Source organism: Pseudoalteromonas sp. SWXJ133 (assembly GCF_015864365.1).
Taxonomy (GTDB): domain Bacteria; phylum Pseudomonadota; class Gammaproteobacteria; order Enterobacterales; family Alteromonadaceae; genus Pseudoalteromonas; species Pseudoalteromonas arctica.
This window is the reverse complement of sequence record NZ_JADYXJ010000009.1, coordinates 18,162-38,859: the sequence shown is the minus strand read 5'-3', so window position 1 is coordinate 38,859 and position 20,698 is coordinate 18,162. Positions and strand designations below refer to the sequence as shown.

The 20,698-nt window shown below is 37.9% G+C and carries 23 protein-coding genes, 2 tRNA genes and 1 pseudogene; 12 read left to right on the top strand and 14 right to left on the bottom strand.

Annotated elements, in window-relative coordinates; translation table 11 throughout:
* Positions 1-44 precede the first annotated feature (44 nt).
* The 11 genes from nhaC to I6F40_RS08905 all read right to left on the bottom strand — a co-directional run bounded on the left by nhaC (position 45) and on the right by I6F40_RS08905 (position 8,549).
* A complete protein-coding gene (gene nhaC / locus I6F40_RS08955; protein ID WP_007586912.1) occupies positions 45-1,508 on the bottom strand; it encodes a Na+/H+ antiporter NhaC in 1,464 nt (487 codons plus the stop codon).
* Positions 1,509-1,689: 181 nt separating this feature from the next.
* Positions 1,690-3,714, bottom strand: coding sequence for a carboxy terminal-processing peptidase (gene prc, locus I6F40_RS08950; RefSeq protein ID WP_165726183.1), 2,025 nt, complete (start codon positions 3,712-3,714; stop codon positions 1,690-1,692).
* 26 nt (positions 3,715-3,740) lie between these two features.
* Positions 3,741-4,391, bottom strand: coding sequence for an RNA chaperone ProQ (gene proQ / locus I6F40_RS08945; RefSeq protein ID WP_197192780.1), 651 nt, complete (start codon positions 4,389-4,391; stop codon positions 3,741-3,743).
* A 15-nt stretch (positions 4,392-4,406) separates the two neighbouring features.
* Entirely contained in the window at positions 4,407-4,685 is a 279-nt protein-coding gene (locus tag I6F40_RS08940; protein WP_002961910.1) for a hypothetical protein, read from the bottom strand.
* On the bottom strand, positions 4,685-5,143 hold the full coding sequence (locus I6F40_RS08935) for a GAF domain-containing protein (RefSeq protein WP_007586917.1): 459 nt from the start codon (positions 5,141-5,143) through the stop codon (positions 4,685-4,687). The genes I6F40_RS08940 and I6F40_RS08935 overlap by 1 nt, the downstream gene beginning before the upstream one ends.
* 128 nt (positions 5,144-5,271) lie before the next feature.
* Positions 5,272-5,652, bottom strand: a complete 381-nt coding sequence (locus I6F40_RS08930; protein WP_007586920.1) for a hypothetical protein — start codon at positions 5,650-5,652, stop codon at positions 5,272-5,274.
* A gap of 174 nt (positions 5,653-5,826) precedes the next feature.
* Positions 5,827-6,072, bottom strand: a complete 246-nt coding sequence (locus tag I6F40_RS08925) for a hypothetical protein (protein ID WP_165727867.1) — start codon at positions 6,070-6,072, stop codon at positions 5,827-5,829.
* 13 nt (positions 6,073-6,085) lie between these two features.
* Entirely contained in the window at positions 6,086-6,898 is an 813-nt protein-coding gene (locus I6F40_RS08920; RefSeq protein ID WP_007586924.1) for a CPBP family intramembrane glutamic endopeptidase, read from the bottom strand.
* 118 nt (positions 6,899-7,016) lie between these two features.
* Positions 7,017-7,865: a LytR/AlgR family response regulator transcription factor gene (locus I6F40_RS08915; protein ID WP_231609336.1), complete on the bottom strand. Its 849-nt coding sequence runs from the start codon at positions 7,863-7,865 to the stop codon at positions 7,017-7,019.
* A gap of 419 nt (positions 7,866-8,284) precedes the next feature.
* Positions 8,285-8,375, bottom strand: a tRNA-Ser gene (locus I6F40_RS08910).
* 83 nt (positions 8,376-8,458) lie between these two features.
* Positions 8,459-8,549: transfer RNA gene (locus I6F40_RS08905), tRNA-Ser, on the bottom strand.
* A gap of 251 nt (positions 8,550-8,800) precedes the next feature.
* Between I6F40_RS08905 and I6F40_RS08900 the strand changes: the two genes are divergently transcribed.
* Genes I6F40_RS08900 through I6F40_RS08870 form a run of 7 tightly spaced genes read left to right on the top strand, consistent with a single transcriptional unit; the run spans position 8,801 to position 11,940 of the window.
* Complete coding sequence (locus tag I6F40_RS08900) at positions 8,801-9,466, top strand: Bax inhibitor-1/YccA family protein (RefSeq protein ID WP_007580214.1); 666 nt, start codon at positions 8,801-8,803, stop codon at positions 9,464-9,466.
* A 55-nt stretch (positions 9,467-9,521) separates the two neighbouring features.
* Positions 9,522-9,875: a sulfurtransferase complex subunit TusD gene (gene tusD, locus I6F40_RS08895; protein ID WP_197192779.1), complete on the top strand. Its 354-nt coding sequence runs from the start codon at positions 9,522-9,524 to the stop codon at positions 9,873-9,875.
* On the top strand, positions 9,872-10,228 hold the full coding sequence (gene tusC, locus I6F40_RS08890) for a sulfurtransferase complex subunit TusC (protein WP_007580210.1): 357 nt from the start codon (positions 9,872-9,874) through the stop codon (positions 10,226-10,228). Before tusD ends, tusC begins: the two co-directional genes overlap by 4 nt.
* The gene (locus tag I6F40_RS08885; RefSeq protein WP_007580209.1) at positions 10,225-10,491 is read left to right on the top strand and encodes a DsrH/TusB family sulfur metabolism protein; all 267 of its coding nucleotides are present in this window, start codon (positions 10,225-10,227) and stop codon (positions 10,489-10,491) included. The genes tusC and I6F40_RS08885 overlap by 4 nt, the downstream gene beginning before the upstream one ends.
* 3 nt (positions 10,492-10,494) lie before the next feature.
* Positions 10,495-10,824 (top strand): TusE/DsrC/DsvC family sulfur relay protein, encoded by a 330-nt coding sequence (locus I6F40_RS08880; RefSeq protein WP_007580207.1) that lies wholly within the window; start codon positions 10,495-10,497, stop codon positions 10,822-10,824.
* On the top strand, positions 10,824-11,510 hold the full coding sequence (locus tag I6F40_RS08875; RefSeq protein WP_007580204.1) for a pseudouridine synthase: 687 nt from the start codon (positions 10,824-10,826) through the stop codon (positions 11,508-11,510). The genes I6F40_RS08880 and I6F40_RS08875 overlap by 1 nt, the downstream gene beginning before the upstream one ends.
* Positions 11,503-11,940: an NUDIX domain-containing protein gene (locus I6F40_RS08870; protein ID WP_197192778.1), complete on the top strand. Its 438-nt coding sequence runs from the start codon at positions 11,503-11,505 to the stop codon at positions 11,938-11,940. The genes I6F40_RS08875 and I6F40_RS08870 overlap by 8 nt, the downstream gene beginning before the upstream one ends.
* Before the next feature lie 45 nt (positions 11,941-11,985).
* Here I6F40_RS08870 and I6F40_RS08865 read toward each other — a convergent pair whose 3' ends face one another.
* Complete coding sequence (locus I6F40_RS08865) at positions 11,986-13,257, bottom strand: sensor domain-containing diguanylate cyclase (RefSeq protein WP_024592557.1); 1,272 nt, start codon at positions 13,255-13,257, stop codon at positions 11,986-11,988.
* Between the two features lie 360 nt (positions 13,258-13,617).
* Between I6F40_RS08865 and mnmA the strand changes: the two genes are divergently transcribed.
* The 5 genes from mnmA (at position 13,618) to I6F40_RS08840 (ending at position 18,581) form a co-directional block, all read left to right on the top strand.
* The gene (gene mnmA, locus I6F40_RS08860; protein WP_007580201.1) at positions 13,618-14,718 is read left to right on the top strand and encodes a tRNA 2-thiouridine(34) synthase MnmA; all 1,101 of its coding nucleotides are present in this window, start codon (positions 13,618-13,620) and stop codon (positions 14,716-14,718) included.
* Complete coding sequence (hflD, locus tag I6F40_RS08855) at positions 14,718-15,320, top strand: high frequency lysogenization protein HflD (RefSeq protein ID WP_024589171.1); 603 nt, start codon at positions 14,718-14,720, stop codon at positions 15,318-15,320. The genes mnmA and hflD overlap by 1 nt, the downstream gene beginning before the upstream one ends.
* Positions 15,321-15,351: 31 nt before the next feature.
* Positions 15,352-16,722, top strand: coding sequence for an adenylosuccinate lyase (gene purB / locus I6F40_RS08850; protein ID WP_024589170.1), 1,371 nt, complete (start codon positions 15,352-15,354; stop codon positions 16,720-16,722).
* A gap of 88 nt (positions 16,723-16,810) precedes the next feature.
* Positions 16,811-17,968, top strand: a complete 1,158-nt coding sequence (locus I6F40_RS08845) for a ribosomal protein uL16 3-hydroxylase (RefSeq protein WP_197192777.1) — start codon at positions 16,811-16,813, stop codon at positions 17,966-17,968.
* Between the two features lie 154 nt (positions 17,969-18,122).
* On the top strand, positions 18,123-18,581 hold the full coding sequence (locus tag I6F40_RS08840) for a GNAT family N-acetyltransferase (RefSeq protein WP_010552647.1): 459 nt from the start codon (positions 18,123-18,125) through the stop codon (positions 18,579-18,581).
* Positions 18,582-18,643: 62 nt separating this feature from the next.
* On the opposite strand, the gene I6F40_RS08835 is transcribed toward I6F40_RS08840, so the two are convergent.
* On the bottom strand, positions 18,644-19,090 hold the full coding sequence (locus tag I6F40_RS08835) for a DUF4826 family protein (protein WP_007580192.1): 447 nt from the start codon (positions 19,088-19,090) through the stop codon (positions 18,644-18,646).
* A gap of 117 nt (positions 19,091-19,207) precedes the next feature.
* Positions 19,208-20,619 (bottom strand): annotated as a pseudogene (locus tag I6F40_RS08830) (M28 family peptidase).
* Positions 20,620-20,698: the final 79 nt, after the last annotated feature.

Below are 20,698 nucleotides of genomic sequence, written 5' to 3'. Positions count from 1 at the left end.
TACTCCAAAACAGCTCCTTTTAAGTTAAAAGGAGCTGTTTAAAATTAGGCGGATTGTTTTGGCTTAATACGTAAAATTTTAATGCCCAAGTAGGCATAAACCACCGCTAAAACAGGGTTAATTAAGTTAAAGAAAGCGTAGAGTGCATAATCAAAAGGATTTATTAGTAAAACGCTTTGCATATATGCGCCACACGTGTTCCATGGAATTAGTGGGCTGGTAATTGTACCGCCATCTTCCAATGTACGAGATAAGTTAACAGGCTTCAAACCACGTTTTTCATATTCATCTTTAAACATACGACCAGGTACAACAATTGCAATATATTGATCGGCCGCTATCACGTTAGTACCAATACACGTTGCTATTGTTGCCGCAATTAACGATCCCGTACTTTTAGCTATTTTAAGTATGCTTTTAACAAAAATATCCAAAAGGCCTGTTTTTTCCATAATGGCACCAAACATCAGTGCAGTCATAATAAGCCATGTGGTTGTAAGCATTCCAGACATACCGCCACCACTGAGTAGGGAGTCCATTTTGTCATCGCCTGTACTTATGCTAAAACCATCAAAAAACGTCGTCCAAACAAGCTTAAAATAGCCAACTAACTGCCCTTGAGAAACATCAATTTGACTAGCAATTAAATCAGATTGAAACAACATGGCCCAAACAGCGCCCACAACAGCACCGATAGAGATAGCAGGAAAGGCTGGCATTTTTTTAATCGCTAAAACTAAAAGTACAATTAGCGGGATTAGCATTTCAAAACCAATATTAAAGTTTTGCTGTAAAATAGCCGTTATTTCATCAATGCGCCCCGCTTCGCTTGAAGCAGTTGCGTTAAAGCCCATGAATATAAATATAATCAGCGCAATTACAAAACTTGGTACTGTCGTCCACAGCATATGTTGAATATGCTCAAATAAATCAGCGCCTACAACTGCTGGCGCTAAATTGGTTGTTTCAGACAGCGGGCTTAACTTATCACCAAAGTACGCGCCAGATATAACAGCGCCTGCTGTAACTGTTTGTTCAAGTCCAAGACCCGTTGCAACGCCTAATAAAGCAACACCTATCGTAGCGGCAGTAGTCCAAGAACTACCTATACTCATAGCTACAATGCCACAAATTAAACAACTCGCTGCATAAAACCAACTTGGGTTTATAACTTGCAAGCCATAATAAATTAAAGTTGGTACAGTTCCAGAAAGTAGCCAAGTGCCAATTAACGCACCTACCATAAGTAAAATTAGGATAGCGCCAAGTGAAAGCGTTATACCTTCGATCATAGCTTGTTCTAATTTTTTCCATGTATAACCGTTTTTAAGCCCAATTAAAGCCGCTGCAAAAGTAGCAAATAAAAGTGCAATTTGGTTAGGGCCTGATGAAGAGTTATCACCAAATAAGTAAACGGCAGCACCAAGTAAACAAATTAATACAGAGATAGGAATTAATGCATCAAAAAACGAGGCGGGCTTGATTGGTTTGTCATCCAATAGCTTCAAAGTAGAGACTCCTAGACACACTTACTGTGTGTTTAATTATTATTTTTAGCACGTAAAGCGCATTAATTGAGCATGATTGTTCTAGCTCAACTTTATGTAATCAAATATTATAACAATTTAGTAAATTTTAGGTAGTAAAAAAGGCGCTAATGCGCCTTTTTTATAGAGGTAAAACCAGTTGTTACTTCTTAGCTATACGACCATAATTAATATAATCTTGAGTAATTAATGCAGCTTCTTCCAAAAATGGGTCAAGCTCTTCAATTACTTCAGGTAAATCGTCTAAGTTTTCTACCGGATCTTTACCTAAACGCTTAAGACGCTCGTTAGTACGTACAAGTGCACGTGCTTCACCTTCATCTTTTTCTTTAATACGGTCTGCTTCAACTAAAGAGATAGTTTTACGGTCTTTCTCTTCGTTGTATAAGGTAATGTCATTAAATACATAACCAAATTCTGGTTCTGATTTAATTCGTACTTCGTGTTGTTTCTCAAGGTACGTAATAATAGGTGTTAAATTACCTAATTTTTTGTATTTCGCTTTAACAATGCTGTCCCAAGGAAGTGCATTATCTTGCTTACTTTCGCCCCACTCTGCAGGATCAATTGCTGATGGAAACGAAATATCAGGGATCACACCTTTATGTTGCGTACTACCACCGTTAATACGATAAAACTTAGCAATCGTATACTGTACGCTACCCAGCGCATTATCGTATAAATCGTAAGCGCGGCCTAAGCCTTTGTGCTGCTGTACAGTACCTTTACCAAAAGTCTGCTCGCCAATAATAACCGCACGGCCGTAATCTTGCATAGCTGCTGCAAATATTTCAGAAGCAGAGGCACTGTAACGGTCAACTAAAACAGTTAAAGGACCATCGTAATAAGTTATACCATCGCGATCTTTTTGCTCTTCAATACGGTTATTTAAGGTATGAATTTGAACAACTGGACCTTGGTCAAAAAACAAACCAGACAGTTGTGTTGCTTCATATAAAGAACCACCACCATTTTGGCGTAAGTCGATAATAATACCATCAACTTTTTCTTCTTTAAGCTTAGCCAGCTCAACTTTTACATCTTTCGAAAGATTATTGTAAAAGCCTGGAATTTCAATCACGCCAACTTTACTTGTTAAATCAGAGTATTTTGCTTCAAATACTTCTGATTTAGCCGCTCTATCTTCAAGTCGAATTTTATCACGCGTGATTTCAACAACTTTAGGTGCGCCGTGAGCGTCAACACCTTTTAAATACTGTAGACGTACTTTAGTCCCTTTAGGACCTTTAATTAAATCAACTACGTCATCTAAACGCCAGCCAATTACGTCTACAAATTCTTCGCCATCTTGGGCAACACCAATAATGCGGTCATCAGCTTTAATTTGATCTGTTTTATCTGCAGGGCCTCCCGGCACTAAGCTGCGAATAACAGTGTAGTCTTCATCTGGGCTTAGTACGGCACCAATGCCCTCAAGCTCTAAGTCCATATCCATTTTGAATTGCTCTGCACGACGTGGCGATAAATAAGACGTATGCGCCTCAATACTGCGTGCTAGCGAATTCATAACAATTTGAAAAGCATCTTCTGAATTAGATTGTACTAAACGCTTTTCAGCATTTTTATAGCGTTTGGTTAGTACCTCTTTAATGCCTTCCCAATCTTTACCCGTCATTTTTAAACGCAGTGCGTCGTACTTTACACGCTCACGCCAAATTTCATCAAGCTCAGCTTGTGACACAGGCCATGCTGAATCTTCACGGTCAAAAAAGTATTCATCTTCTTTATCAAACGTCATTTCTTTTTCAAGTAAAGTAAGTGAATACTCGTAACGTTCAAAACGGCGTTTAAGACTTAAGTTAAAAATATCAAACGTAAAGTCTAATTTACCGGTAGTAATAGCGTTATCAAAGTCATCACGATATTGCTCAAAAGAAGCGATATCGCTGGCTAAGAAAACGCTTTTATTAAAATCAAGGGATTCGATATAACGATCGTACACTTTACTAGAAAGCTCATCGTTAAATCGAACCGGTGTATAGTGTGAACGAGCAAATAAGCTAGCCACTCGTTTGCTAGCAGTACCATGTTGACTCTCTTGCTTAAGCTGGGGTAAATCGTCAATTGTAACGGCTTCTACAGCAGCAAATAATGAACCTGAAAACAGGGCAGCAACTAACGGAATGAGCGTAAACTTTTTACTCATACACAACTCCTTAATTTATTTACAACTTAAACGATGTATAAGCTGTCAGCTTTGGTTTTAACTTGCATACCTGTCACTAATTCAACATGAACGTCATCTTTGTTCACTTCAGTGATTACTGCATTTACAAGTGCTTGGCCAAGTTTAACCTTAACCTTATTATTAACCTTGACCTCAGTTGCTGGTAAAGGTTCAATTTTTCCTGAACGTTTAACTGGCGCTTCTTTAGCAGGTTTGTTAGCAGCAGGTGCGTTTTTATCGCCTGCTTTGCTAGCATGAGCTGGTTTTTTCTTGAAAGATTTAGAATCAGAATCTTGGCGAGGACGCTGTTGCTTTTTACGTTTTGCCATTTTAGCGCGGCTTTCTTCCAATGCCTTTTGTGCATGGTCGATATGCTCTTGCTCAACTTTTTCACCTTGATTACCATCAAGATCAATACGAAACTCTGACTTTGTCACAGCTTCTAAATAACGCCAATTAGACGTGTATTTTCTAAGCGCTTGACGAACTTGTGTCTTACTTACTTTTTCAGACCCTTCAATACGCTCAGCAATATCTTTAAAAATACCTACTTTAAGCGGCTTGATGCCATCTTTTTGTTTAAAACATTGTGGGAATTCTTGATATAAAAATTCCAACACTTCATTAATATCTTTTAGCTTGTTTGTGGTTTCCATTTTAGAACCTATTTTTCACATCTTTTCATCAAGGGACGAATCGACGTAGTGTGTTACCCAGTCGACCAACTCTTCGAAATCGGCTTCAATTACAGCCATATCACCCCGAAGGTGTTCCCAAATACCATTAATTGTTTCATCAATAAATTCACATTCTGAATCATCAGGAAGACGATCCCATGCAATATGAATTAAATCATTGAGCGTTTCCGCTACATGCTCTTCTTCGCCTTCCCAGTCGCCAACATCTTGCACAGCAAATAGGTAGTCTTGAACATTTAGCAAATCTTTCATTACAGGCTCGCCTCTAAGCATTTCACTAATGCTTCAAGGCCAGCTTTATCATCAGCATCAAATCGGCCAATACTTGGACTATCAATGTCTAGTACTGCGAATACTTTACCATGTTTCATGATAGGTACAACCACTTCAGAGTTAGACGCTGCATCGCAGGCTATATGCCCGTCAAAAGCGTGAACATCTTCAATTAATTGTGTTTCAGCGGTTGCCGCAGCTGTTCCACATACCCCTTTCCCAACGGGAATACGGATGCATGCAGGATTACCTTGAAACGGACCAAGTACTAATTCAGTAGGAGAATCCATAAAGTAAAAGCCCGCCCAATTTACATCTTCTAAAGAGGTAAATAACAGCGCGCTTATGTTTGCCAAATTGGCAATTACATTAGATTCACCAGCTATCAGCGATTCAGTTTGCTTAACTAATGACTGGTAAAAATCGTGCTTTTGCATACCAAACTACTTCTTATTAAACATACAGTAGCTAAAGGTACTCTTTGTCGTGAAAAATTGGAACCTTTTGGAGGTAAAAAAAAGGAAATCGCACCGTTTATCAGCGTGCTTGGTTAATAATGCTGCGATTATTTTTTTACCGATTTGCGAAGACCAAATAAAAACAGTCCGGCTGCAAATGCTGACATAACACTATTAATCAAAAATATCTCGCCAGTAGAGGCACTTAATAAGTAACTAAATATAGCGCCACCTAACAAACCAAGCGTTAATACACCTGAATAATTAACTTTAGAATACTTAAACATTAGTAAATACCCTGGCACAACAAAGGCCGCCATAGTTAAGCCTACAATATGTGCATTTGAGATAGCAGTCATCAACAGTTGAAAAAATACGGATAGGAAATCCCCCTGTAGCGTTAGTGCATAATACAATCCTAACAAGCTGCCAATAATTACCGGGGACAATAATGAAAGCGCGACGCTTTTTGCGAGTTGATGTTTCATCTAATAATCCTTAATACAGAGTATAAATTTTAATGTATTAAGCATGCACCAAGATCTAAAGCTTAGAAATAGAGACTATGGTCGTAATTTATGATTAAAAATAAACCTTATTGCAGTATGAGCCTATTAATAAATTAATAGGCTCATACGTTTGGGTCATACTTATCAAAGTGCTTATAACTGAGCTATTTTATTTGATAACTCAAAGTGGCGAGATGTTACTATTTCCTCTAGCACTGCCAATCTTTTGTTCAACATCGCTGTTTGTTCCTCTAATTTTGTTATCTTATTATTACTCAGTCCTTTAAATTTTGCTTGCGCTGCCATTATTGTAGTTTTATAGGTGAAATAACGTTTAGTAATAGTAAGAATCACAAAGGGTGAGCTAAATATAGTTATTACAATAAATAGTTCTAGCATGGTCGTTTCCCAATCAATTTAAGTTAGCTTGTTGCGTATAAAGGCCACTTTTAGTGCATTGAAATAATTTTGATAATGTAACTTCGCGCTGCTTTCCTCGTCGAATTAGCATCTCAACATACACAATACTTAACACAATGGCTGTTGCTTTAAACAAGTTACCTTGTAGATCACCTACTGCGCCACCCGACATACCAAATATTCCGTAAGCTGCATTCATAAAAATATGCATCCACATAGGAAACCAAATACGATAACCACATTCACAATATAGCCACGCAAACCATGTACCTGCTACAGTAGTGATCGCAACCGCCATCAATGCAGAAATCGCATCATTACCTTGATAAATATGACCCAGGCCAAATATTACTGAACTAATTAATGCCGCAGGCACAAAGCCCCATCTACAATATTTAAATAAAACACCAAACAATGCAGCCCTAAAAATTAGCTCTTCAAAAAAACCCGCATAAACTGAGCCGGTGATTATTGCTGGTATTGATAGGTTAAGTTCATCACTCAAAAATCCATAACCTATTGCCATAGGAGCACAACAAATAATTGCTGCGAGTGCATAGTTAATAAAACCAGAAGAATTAAGCCCTATAGATTCAAAAGGCTCACTTTGTTTAAACAAAATAATAGCCGCAATAACTAACGGTCCATATAAAAAAGTATATTTAGCGGGGGTAAATAAAATGCCAGTTAGATTATCAAGTTCAGACAACCAGCTAGACCAACCTTCTCCCCAAAACTGCCTCATTACATAGTGGCAAAATACAAATATAGAAATTATTACAAGTGCCTTGATAGCGTATTTCATATCTACTTTCCTCGTTAAGTTGTAAATTTCAACTTAATCTTGGCAATAGTAAAAATACAAAGCGACTTATTAGGTCTCAATTACAAGACGAGGTATAAAGCCCATGTTTTAGGGGGGATTAACATGTTTTTGGGATTAATGACAAAGCATCTTTTATTACTTTTACATAAGAACGAGACACCGGTATTTTAATATCAATTGTATGCAGCGATAATTGCAACCCTCCAGCATTACCACTGTAGTGCTGAATGTTTTGCAGGTTAACCGCATAAGAACGGTGGCATCGTAATATAATTGTATTTTCTGGAAGCTGCTTTAATAAACCGCTAAGAGATACACGTAATAGTTTACGTGAAGTTGAAGCTCCTTCCAGTATTGTTATTTCACAATAGTTGTCTGAAGATTTAATAAATAAAATATGGTGATGAGCCGTGTTAATTTCGTCGTTTTTATTATCGCCTTTAAGAGTAATTGTCTTTAATTCAACTTCTCTCAACTGCTCTTGATCGACGCTAACTGTACTTGGCTTAGTTAAATCTATTACATGCCTATTTACCACAAGTAAAAAAATAAGAGGAAATACACCAATACAAAAAATATACCCTACAAAAAGTAATTGATTCTGCCAATGCCAAGACCCAAGTACAGCAACCACAAAATACCCATGATTGAATAACGCAGTAATTAAAATATATGTGATAGGAATAATAATTAAACGGCTTAATTTACTTAGCTTAAACTTAAGTAACACTATTTCTATAAAACCTGACAATAGCAAAGCACAAAAGGTTACTAACCCATAGCCAAAAAGCCGCAGAAACTTGTAAGACTCGGTATCGCTTGAAGTGCCAAAAGGTTGAAATACAAAAAGTACAAAAAGCGCTATAAACGAAAACATGACGGCACGATATACAACTAACTTTCTCGAATCTAGATCATCTTTGAGCCACAACATCCTATTTTGCATACCTTTAATCCACCAATATTTAAAAATAGCACACATTAATATGTGCATTCCAACTCATTTAAAATTTTTTGTGATGGTAGTTTTATTAAAAACAAAAAAAGGAAGAGAACATCAACGTTATTTAACAGCAGAAGATGGTGTGTGAGCAATTCTATCTGCTTTTAAGATTTTACTAATGAGAGATAAAACATGTAATACCAATTCGCTTAATTAAGTGGTCTATTTTGAGGGCGGAAAAACGTGTTGATAGCTAGGCAAAAAATCCGCTATTTAGTTGTTCTAAATGAGAATTTTTTAACGCAGGGAGCGGCACGTTTAGCCCCGCAAAATGATTAAGTATTATTGCGGATTGGTATAAGTGCACTGATTTTGTTCCAAACACAAAAAAGCCCGCTAAATTAGCGGGCTATTTTGTTATATGGTGGAGAGATAGGGATTTGAACCCTAGATGGGCTATAAACCCATGCCGGTTTTCAAGACCGGTGCATTCGACCACTCTGCCATCTCTCCGATACTGCTAAGTTAAAAGTAAGAGTGTACTAATAACTATTTAAATGAATGATACTTTAATTACCACACACTTATTAAATAAGTGGTGGAGAGATAGGGATTTGAACCCTAGATGGGCTATAAACCCATGCCGGTTTTCAAGACCGGTGCATTCGACCACTCTGCCATCTCTCCGCACGGCCTGCATAATAGGGAAACCCATCCCTTTTGTGAAGCTTTTTTTTAAATTAATTGTTTAAGTGCTTAAAAAACAATTAATTTGTCTAAAGTTAGAACAAAGTGTTTTTAATTTAGCCGTCAATACTCTTTTATTTAAATATTTAACTCTATTGATCTACAAAGGTTTGCCCAAACATATAAGAGTTGGTAATCTAATTTTAGTTAAATTATCGAAACACACACGTTTCACTTAAAGGAGCTCTACAATGGCGTTTAATCAATCGTACAATACCGCGAAACCGGTAATGTCTACCATTGAAACAAACAAGGTACTTAAAAACACCTACTTTTTACTAGCTATGACACTTGCTTTCAGTGCTGTTACAGCCGGTATTTCAATGGCACTACAATTACCTTACTTTATGGGAATTGTGTTTACACTTGTTTCGTTCGGTTTATTATTTGTTGTAAATAAAAAAGCAGATACAGCATCTGGTGTATTTTGGGTGTTTGCTTTCACAGGTTTAATGGGGGCTGGCTTAGGTCCATTACTTAACCATTATGCTGCAATGCCTAATGGCCCAATGCTTATTATGCAAGCGTTAGGTTCTACGGCGCTTATCTTTTTTGGTTTATCTGCTTATGCACTGAACACTAAAAAAGACTTCTCATTCATGGGTGGCTTTTTAACGGTTGGCTTAATAGTTGTGATTGTAGCTAGCATTGTTAATATTTTTGTTGGCAGTTCGCTGATGTTTATGGTGCTTAATGCGGCAGTTGTATTGATCATGTCTGGTTTGATTTTATTCGATACAAGCCGAATCATTAATGGCGGCGAAACCAACTACATTCGCGCAACAGTGTCTTTATACCTAAGCGTATATAACTTATTTACGTCTTTACTTGCTCTACTTGGCGCAAGTGATGACTAATTAAATAGTTCTGTTAAAATAGCCCCTTAATTGGGGCTTTTTTATTGGAATTGTTTTGTCACGTTTTGTTCTTTCATTACATACACCACCATCCGATCACGATACAACGCAAAGGTTAGTTAAGTTTGCGAATGCATGTTTAGCCCAAGGGCACACCATTAATGCTATTTTTTTATACCAGCAAGGTATTTATCATGCATCTACCCACTTTGATTTATCCTCAGACGAACTTCAAATTTCAGCACTTTGGCAGCAACTCGCCGATCAAAAACTAAATTTAATGCTGTGTGTTACCGCCGCTGAAAAACGCGGGTTTGATATTAAAAACACAGGTGTATTTGCAGTCGCAGGGCTAGCTGAATTTGCAATGCTTGCAAGCGACGCTGATAAATGGGTGCAATTTAAATGATAAACGTATTAGTAATGAGTCAGTGCAGTCCATTTGACGATTTAAATATTCGTGATGCACTTGATATGACATTGATATTTGCTGCCGTTGACCAAAATGTGAGTTGGTTGTTTAGCGGCCCCGCCGTTTTAGCTTTAAAAAAGCATCAACAACCAAACAATATTGGATTAAAAGATTTTTTTAAAAACATTAAAACACTCGAAATCTATGATGTTGAAAACATCTACGTGTGTGAAAAGTCATTGCTTGATTATGGTTTAAATAAACATGATTTACTCATAGAGGCAAAAGCACTCAACTTTAGCCAACAACAAACATTAATTAAAGCGCAGCAACATGTGGTGAATTTATGAGTACATTACATATTTTTTCTAAGCCGCTTAACTATTACTCGGCAAATCAGCTAGAGAACTTAATTTTATCAGACGATAACGTGCTACTTGTTGGTGATGCCTGCTTTGCAAAAAAACAATTTAGGCAATTTGCAGATACACTGTTAATACTTGAACAAGACGCGCAAGTACGTGCAATAAAATTAACAGATAACGATAAAGCCATTAGCTATGAAGATTTTGTGGCACTCACTTTATCAACTAATCAATCAATTACGTGGTAACTCATGCTTGAATTTAACAACCAACAAATTGAAACCGACAAACAAGGCTACTTGCTTGACCATACTTTGTGGTCAAAGGAGCTTGCACCTGTAATTGCTATCCAAGAAAACATTACCCTTAGCGTTCAACACTGGGAAGTCATTAACTTTGTTCGTGATTTTTATATTGAATATAACACCAGCCCAGCAATTCGGATGCTTGTAAAAGCAATGGCAAAAGCACTCGGTGAAGACAAAGGAAACAGCCTTTATTTATATAAATTATTCCCTAAAGGCCCTGCTAAGCAAGCAACAAAAATCGCCGGATTACCAAAACCAGCTAGGTGCATATAATGAGATCTAAATCAGGCAATAATCAAGTAACTGAATCCAAGCCAAAAAGAAGTACAGGGCGTACTTATTCACGCAGTGCACTTAACAAAACGCCTTCAGGTAAAAGAGAAATAAAGCCGCAAATAGCATCTAAAGACAGAAAAATTGTGTTATTCAATAAACCATTTGATGTGCTATGCCAATTTACGGATGACGCAGACAGAAAAACTCTCGCTGAGTTTATACCTATTAAAGAAGTTTACGCAGCAGGAAGATTAGACAGGGACAGTGAAGGTTTATTACTTTTAACAAACTGTGGAAAATTGCAAAATACCCTAACGGCACCTGATAAAAAGACGAATAAAACCTACTGGGCACAAGTTGAGGGTGAACCAACAAGCGAATCAATTAATGATTTATGTAATGGCGTAGAACTTAAAGACGGGCTTACACTCCCCGCTAACGTTAAAATAATTGATGAACCTACAATTTGGACTCGTAATCCGCCTGTACGCGAGCGAAAAGCAATCCCTACCACTTGGCTAAGTATTACAATTAATGAAGGTAAAAACAGACAGGTTCGTCGAATGACCGCGCATATTGGCCACCCTACACTTCGCCTTATTCGCTACAGTATTGGCAACTATACGTTAGATGATATTAATTGTGGTGAATACAAAGTAATTAAGGGTGTAGTTGATGCATAAACCGCATGTAACAGTTGCGGCAATAGTAAAAAAGCATAATGAGTTTTTACTTGTAAAAGAGCGCGATAAATTTACACAGCAGGTTTGTTACAATCAACCTGCGGGTCATTTAGAGCAAAACGAAACTCTTGCACAAGCTGCAAGCAGAGAGCTACTTGAAGAAACAGGCTTAGCGCTTGAGCCAGTCGGCTTTTTAGGTGTGTATAATTTGCATGCCGAAAATGGAGTGCACTATTTACGATTCTGCTTTTTATTTGAAGCGCCTGATAATATAAAAGCGCCAACGCCAATAGATACCGACATTATCAGCGCTAACTGGTACACATTAGAGCAAATAAAATCACTACCGCTTAGAAGCCCTTTAGTATTGAAGTGTATTAACGACAGCCTGAATCGACCAGTATTAAGCCTAGAAACTATTTATAATTAGCTATATTGGGGAGTAGCTTAAATAAAATAATTAACTCTATTTTATTTACTCTGAGCTTAGCGCTATACAGTTACGCCCTTGTTTTTTAGCATAATACAGGGCGTTATCAGCGGCTTTTACAAAGCTGATTTCATCACTATTTGTATAGTCACTGATGGTATTAATACCCATACTTATAGATAAAAATCCGGTAAAGCTATCCTGGTGTGCAATAGCTAAGTTTTCTACAGCTTTTTGTATTTGTTCAGCTATAAACAACGCCCCTTGCCTATCGGTTTGAGGTAATAAAACAACAAATTCCTCTCCCCCATAGCGAGCAACAAAATCTTCTGGGCGACTAACCGTTGAAGCAATTGTTTGAGCCACATCATATAAACACGTATCGCCCGCTACATGCCCATACCGGTCATTAAATTGTTTAAAATGGTCAATATCGATAATAATCATCGATAGCATGCCTTCGCATTCTTTTGCTCGTTCGTACTCATGCGTTAGTTTTTCATCAAACCGACGCCTATTTGCAATCTTGGTTAATGCATCCAAAAAGGCCATATCCCTAAGTATATCCTCTGCTTCTAAACGCTCTGTAGCATCATTAAAAACAGCTAAAAACTCTTCGCCTATATCAATCCCTGAAATTTCCATCATCACTTGTGAACCATCACGACATGAAACTCGATAGTTATTTGCGGGTATATCGTTATTATTATTCAGCGCCTTTTCAAGTGAGTCTTGCCACAGATCTTTTACAAGTGCTCTATATTGCGGATCTGGATACGCTTTTTCCCACCACGATTTAAGATTAGGTACATCCTCTACTGTATAACCAAAAACATCTACAAAGCGTTGATTAACTTTCAAAATATCACCCGTTTTGGCACACACATTACATACCGGCATTGGCAAAACGGTAAATAATCTAGCGTAATGACTTATCTCATGTTTGCGCATAGGGTTGAGCGTACTTTGAGGTAAGTAACTCATTGGCATATCACTTTTTTCAATACTAAGCTTTTCGTCCATTTCTAAAGCAAAATACCATTCAAGCCACCAGTGCTCTACATGCTCAAGCACCTTTAGCTCAATGTTCTTTTTAGCAGTTGAGCCCTTAATTAAACTAAATAACTCATGTACATGGTTTGGTTCTTGGAAAATGTGAGGGTTTTTGAGTTTTATTAACTCATAAAAAAGGTGATAGGCTGACTTTTTAAACTCTGTCGTTTTACTAGAGAGTAATTCACTATCCACAAAATCAGATTCGTTTGTGTAGTGTTCAACTAAAGAATTTATCTTGTTTATTTGATAGGCGTAATTCATATATTCATTCCATTGACTATATATCAAGCGACTTAAAGTGGTTTACATTCATATACTCACCACTATTTTTATTTTATTAAGTGTATATTTACTCTAGTAGTTTTAAAAGAAAATACTATTAATAAAACTCAATAACTACATGAATTATTCTATAGTCTTAATTTATTAGTAAAGATCACTTTAATATTACTAAAGTTACAGCCTGATAACGCGCTTAAGTCTAGTTTGCTATTTGTTATATAAATAAAATACTGACTAATTCCCCTCTTTGCGCCCTTAGTCTCTTTAAGCACAAACAAAATACATGCTATAATCGCTGCCTTTCCAAGTTAACAGCAATCTGTATAAGCGAAATTATTCATGAGTGAAAATAGTCACATTAAAGTCATTGTTGGCATGTCCGGCGGTGTTGATTCTTCTGTATCTGCATATTTATTACAACAACAGGGCTACCAAGTAGAAGGCCTGTTTATGAAGAACTGGGAAGAAGACGACAATGATGAATACTGTGCTGCCGCTGATGACTTAAAAGATGCACAAGCAGTGTGTGATAAGTTAGGCATTGAGCTTCACACTGTTAACTTTGCAGCAGAATACTGGGACAACGTATTTGAGTACTTTTTAGCTGAGTACAAAGCAGGTCGTACACCTAACCCAGATATAATGTGTAACAAAGAAATTAAATTTAAAGCCTTTTTAGAATTTGCTGCTCAAGCACTCGGTGCTGACTTTATTGCAACAGGTCACTATGTTCGCCGTGAGCTTCGCGATGACAAATACGTAATGTGTCGCGGACTTGATAACAATAAAGATCAAAGCTACTTCTTATATACTCTAAGCCATGAACATATTGGCCAAACGTTATTCCCTGTAGGCGATATCGAAAAACCAGAAGTACGCCGCATAGCAGAAGAACAAGACCTAATCACTCACGATAAAAAAGACAGCACAGGTATCTGCTTTATTGGTGAGCGTAAATTTAAAGACTTTTTACAAAAGTTCTTACCAGCACAACCTGGCGTTATCGAAGACACAGACGGTAATAACGTAGGCGAACACGAAGGCTTAATGTACCACACACTTGGACAACGCAAAGGCTTGTTAATTGGTGGAATGAAAGAAGGTTCTGGTGAGCCTTGGTACGTAGTAGATAAAGACCTTGAGCGAAATGTACTTATTGTGGGCCAAGGTAAAGATCACCCTCGCCTATACAGCAACGGTCTTAACGCAAACCAACTTCACTGGGTAGACCGTATTGGCCCTAAAGGCACAACTCGCTGCACAGTAAAAACGCGTTACCGCCAAGAAGACTTAAGCTGTACCCTACTTGTAGGTGAAGACGGCATGGCCCGCGTATTGTTCGACGAGCCACAAAAAGCAGTGACGCCTGGTCAATCTGCCGTATTTTACGCAGAAGATATCTGTTTAGGTGGCGGTATTATTGATTCGGTGATTAAGTAATGAATGAACACCAAGTCATGGCGCTTGCCGCCATGTGCCAGGCTGCTAAACAAGTTCAAAAAATTGCCCAGTACGGCAACAATAACGAACATGATTTAGAAATCTTACTTTCAAGTATTATTCAAACATCTCCGGCATCGCCAGAAGATGTTTACCAAGGTACTGACAACTTACGTGATGGTTACAAAACATTAATGGCGCAGCTAACCGCAGGCGCTCAAAAAGATGTTGAAATTGTAAAGTACGTAGGTGGTTTAATGCAGCTTGAGCGAGCACTAAGTGCAAACGACAAAAGCTTAAACGAATTAGGTAAACGAATTGATGATATTCATCGTCGTTTAGACCACTTTGCTATTACCGACGAGAGCGTTGTTGCCGGTTTAGCAGATATATACTCGTCGGTGCTGAGCCCCCTTGGGCACCGAATACAGGTTTATGGCAAACCCGAGTTATTAAAACAGCAACTCACTCAAAATAAAATCCGTGCGTTATTACTCGCCGGCATTAGAAGTGCAGTATTATGGCGACAAATGGGCGGTAAACGCCGTCACTTTTTCTTTGCAAAAAGAAAAATACTCGCCATTGCTAAAACAAAAATTTAACTATCGTTCAAACTAAAATTTAGGAGTTATTATGGAGCTTTCAGCGTTAACGGCTATCTCTCCAGTGGATGGTCGCTACGGCAGCAAAACCACTGAACTACGCAGTATTTTCAGCGAATTTGGCTTAATCAAATACCGCGTAATTGTTGAAGTGCGTTGGTTGCAAGCGTTAGCTGCAGCAAGCGATATTAAAGAAGTACCTGCATTTAGCGAAGAAGCTAATGCACTTCTAAACGCCATTGTAGATAACTTCAGTGAAGCTGATGCACAACGCGTTAAAGATATAGAACGCACTACAAATCACGATGTTAAAGCGGTTGAATACCTACTAAAAGAAAAAGTAGCCGATAACAGTGAGCTTCATGCAATAAACGAATTTATTCACTTTGCTTGTACTTCAGAAGATATTAACAATCTATCTCATGGTTTAATGCTAAGCGAAGCGCGTAAAAATGTTTTACTTCCTTATTGCGATGAACTTTTAAGCGCAATTAAAGCTAAAGCAATTGAATACAAAACAATCCCAATGATGACTCGTACGCACGGACAACCTGCTACACCATCAACTATGGGTAAAGAGTTTGCTAACGTATATATGCGCTTAAAGCGTCAACGCGGGCAAATTGCACAAGTAGAGATGCTAGGTAAAGTTAATGGTGCTGTTGGTAACTACAACGCTCACCTTAGCGCATACCCAGATTACGACTGGCATACACATGCAGATAAATTTGTATCAAGTTTAGGCTTAACACTAAACCCATTTACTACACAAATTGAACCGCATGACTATATTGCAGAATTGTTTGACGCAATTGCACGTTTTAACACTATATTGTTAGATTTTGACCGTGACATGTGGGGTTACATTGCCCTTAATCACTTTAAGCAAAAAACAATTGCTGGCGAAATTGGCTCATCAACAATGCCACATAAAGTTAACCCAATTGATTTTGAAAACTCAGAAGGTAACTTAGGCTTAGCAAATGCTATTTTTGCTCATCTTGCACAAAAATTACCAGTTTCTCGCTGGCAGCGTGACCTTACTGATTCAACCGTATTACGTAACCTAGGTGTAGGTATGGGTTATGCAATTATTGCATACCAATCAACACTTAAAGGTGTAAGTAAGCTTGAAGTAAACGAGCAACGTTTAGCTGACGAGCTTGATCAAAACTGGGAATTACTAGCCGAGCCGATTCAAACGGTTATGCGTAAATATGGCATTGAAAAACCATACGAAAAACTTAAAGATTTAACACGCGGTAAACGTGTAAACAAAGAAATAATGGCTGACTTTATCGATGGTTTAGACCTTCCAGAGCATGCTAAAGTAGAAATGAAAAAACTAACACCTGCTAATTACATTGGTCGTGCTGTTGAGTTTATTGATGATTTAGTTTAAAAACTAAATTGCTCTTTTAAAAAGCGAAAGGATCATCCTTTCGCTTTTTTTGTTTTAACCCCATTGCACTAACTAGTAGGCATAATGTATGTATCAATTAAAAATAAATAATTTGTCTGAGCAAGATTTTTTAAGCCATTTTTGGCAAAAAAAGCCGCTTTTAATCAAACAAGGTTTTGCTAATTTTCAAGACCCGCTTGATGCTAATGAACTTGCCGGCCTAGCAATGGAAGAAAGCATAGAGTCACGTATTATCACCAATCATAAAAATGACTGGCAAACGCACCAAGGTCCATTTGAAGACTTTGAGCAGTTAACCGACGATCACTCTACTTTACTCGTGCAAGCAGTTGATCACTGGCATAGCGATGCTGCACAACTGCTAGAACCATTTAGGTTTATTCCCAACTGGCGCATAGATGATTTAATGATCAGCTATTCAACGCCTAATGGTGGTGTTGGTCCACATTTAGACCAATACGACGTATTTATTATTCAAGGCGAAGGTAAACGTCATTGGCGTGTAGGCTTACCCGACCCAACACTTAAGCAGTTTGCTCAAAACAAAAAATTACTACAAGTTGAACCTTTTGAAGCCGTAATTGATTGCATATTAGAACCAGGCGATATTTTGTATATTCCACCAGGGTGCCCTCACGAAGGTTACGCTGTAGAAAACGCACTAAATTATTCAGTTGGTTTTAGGGCGCCAAATCAACAAGATTTATTGTCGAGCTTTGCCGATCATATTATTGATACCGAAAGCGGACAAAAACGTTATACCGATCACAACATCACACTAAGAAAATCAAAAGGTGAACTTACAAACCTTGAAGTTGATAAAGTTAAAACACTGATGGCGGCACTTTTAGAAAATGACGATTTATTTAAACAATGGTTAGGCTCAACGCTTAGTCAGCCCAAGCATGAAATGGATTTAGCACCAGTAGAACCTCCATTTACACCTGAGCAAATAAGCGATGATTTAAGTGATGAAGAAGCTGTGTTTGAGCGTTTAGGTGGCACGCGTGCTATTTATCAGCAGCTCGATACCGAAGTGTTATTAAGTGTAAACGGTGAAAATTACGCTATGCCATTAACTGACTTAGCGGCGGTAAAACTACTTACCGATAATACTGAATTTGAAAGTTCAGCATTAAATTTAACAAACCCAAGTTTAGTTTTTACTCAAACTTTTACTACACTTGTTAATGAGGGGCTTTGGTTTAATATAGACCAAGAGTAATAATACCAATTTTATTAATAATGGTGAGCATTTTGCAGCGTAAAATATTATGTATACAGGTTAGTTAAAAATTTTAATTTTCACCTGATATTGGCTTAAATAATTTTGCTGTGATTGCTTACTCATTTTAATTGGCTATCAATAGGAGTTTGCAATGGGCTATCTGGTTGATAAGGTTGAATGGGATATAAAAAAAGATATGCTACAAAAAATTCGAGAGCGAGTTTTTGTTTACGAGTTACATATCCCCAAGCACATCGAATTTGATAGCCTAGATAAAATTGCATTACATGTACTTGTTACAGACGATGCAAACTGCCCTATTGCAACAGGTCGGCTGTGTACAGATGGCTTAATCGGCAGAATAGCGGTATTACCCGAGCACCGTAATCGCAAAGTATATAAATCGCTTCTTAACTTTATTGTTGAATTAGCTTCCAACCAAGGTATAGAAGAAGTAAGCATTAATTGTATTTTAAATGAGGTAGAGCGTTTTAAGCGAAATGGCTTTATTCAGCAAGGAAATGTTTTTATGGAGGCGGGAATTCCTAGGCAACGTATGCAATGCTCTGTTTCGGCGTTTAATACAACCCCCTTCACACTTGTCCATTAGATAAAGAAAAGGGCAATAAATAAGCTATCACCCTCTACATTGTTACTTAACCCAAACTGTAGTTACTTTGGTTCATTTGCCCACAGCGGTTCATTATCATACATTTCGTACAAGCCATGTGCTCTATTTATAAGTAAGTTAGCAAAATCTACCTGCGTTTTATCACGCGCGCCTGTACTCATAATTTGATCCGCTTTTAATTGCCACTGCAAAGAAAAATAACGCATTGCATCGCGAGCATCTGTAGCTGCACTTACTTCAGCATGATCTGTAGGTAAGCGCCCTGTTACTACCCAATATGTTTTACCGTTTTGGGCTTTAAACTTCCACATTGCACAAAGTGGTGCTAAAAATCGGCTGTCTTTATCAACTACTGATTTTGGCATAATGCCCTTTTCGGCTAAATGTTTTTGCGCTGCTTGAAAACATTCGCGTTGCCACTGCATTCTTTGCTCATCAGTTATAACTTGCTCTTTTGCTGTTAACGGCTTTTTTTCTTGTTGTTGCATTTTTAATAACCTTTTACTTCTTTTTTAACACTCTAAGGGCTTAGTAAATAAGGTGCAAGTATAAAAAGGTCGTTTGCACCTTAAAGCGCTCTGTTTGCTGTGTTTTTAGCCAAACTATTATTTTATATTGTGATCAAACGAACCTACATCACCCGGAAAAACTACTGGAGACTCAATACCGTCTTTACTAACAGAAGCTACACCAAAGTAATAATTATCAATCACTACGTTTTTAAGTGTGTACTGTGAAACCTTACCAACGTATTTACTAAACTGCCATTGCGGCTCGCTCGTGTAACGCCAATAAATTTTATAGCCAGCAATATTTTCATCACTGCTTTGTTGCCATGAAAACGACGTATCAGCTGTAACAGCGCCCTTTATTTTAACTTCTTTTGGCGGTGCGGGTGCCCACGCCATAGACGCCATCGTTACCGCATTAAGTGAAGTTAACTTAGCCGTATAATCAAAATCAACACCTTCAATGGTATCACCATACTCAACACCATTTTCAGTGCGTAAATCTTGATGCTGACGATCGTAGTGCTCGTTAGTTTCCATAATACGCACTGCTGCAAAACCTGCATCATTAAATGGGCGATGATGCCCACCACGACCAAATCTATCTAATCGATATACAAGCATTGTATCTAAATTAGGAATGTATCTGTCAGCAATAGTATCTATGTAGCGAGCTAAATTACGACTCGCAGAATCGACTTCACCACCTGTAAAGCGCCGAGTATTAGCTTGCTCTTTTGTTTCTACAACACGGGTACCTTCTGAAAATATACGTGCAGTCGTGTTATTAGTTACCCCATTAATACCGGTAATATTGCCAATCATATCGTTGTTTAAAACGCCATGAACTTGCCAGTTATGCTTTTGTGCATAAGCCGTTAATATTTTACCGCCAAACAAACCTTGCTCTTCGCCCGAAAGCGCCGCGTAAACTACCGAACCATTAAATTTGTATTTACTTAAAACACGAGCTGCTTCTATTACTCCTGCCACGCCCGATGCATTATCGTTAGCACCCGGTGAATCACTCGTAAAGTCCATAACATCACTTACACGTGAATCTATATCACCCGACATCATCACCATCCGATTCGGCTCGCTCGACCCACGTTGAATAGCCACTATGTTAACCACTTCAACAGGATTAGGAATGCGTTTTTCGCCCGATATAGTGTCCTTTACTTCAATAATTTCCAGACAACCACCACACTGCACAGATATTTTTTCAAATTCTTTTTTTATCCAACGCCTAGCCGCACCAATACCTCGCGTATCCGATTTAGTCTCTGAAAGCGTATGGCGAGTACCAAAATCCACCAGCGTTTGAATGTCACTACCGATACGGGTAGCCGACACTTCACTTGCTATATCGTGTAACTTTTGTTGGTCGGTATATTGTAATTGCGTTTCACCATGTGCTGATAATGCAAGTGAGCAAGTGAGCAAGCGCCTGCAATTGCAGTAAATTTGAGTAACGTTGTTGTGATTTTTAAAGGTGTTTTAAGCATCTATTAGCTCCTAATTATTATGGTGTAACCATTACTTAACTAAGATTTTATGGCAATACATTTGAGGTAGATGTAGAAA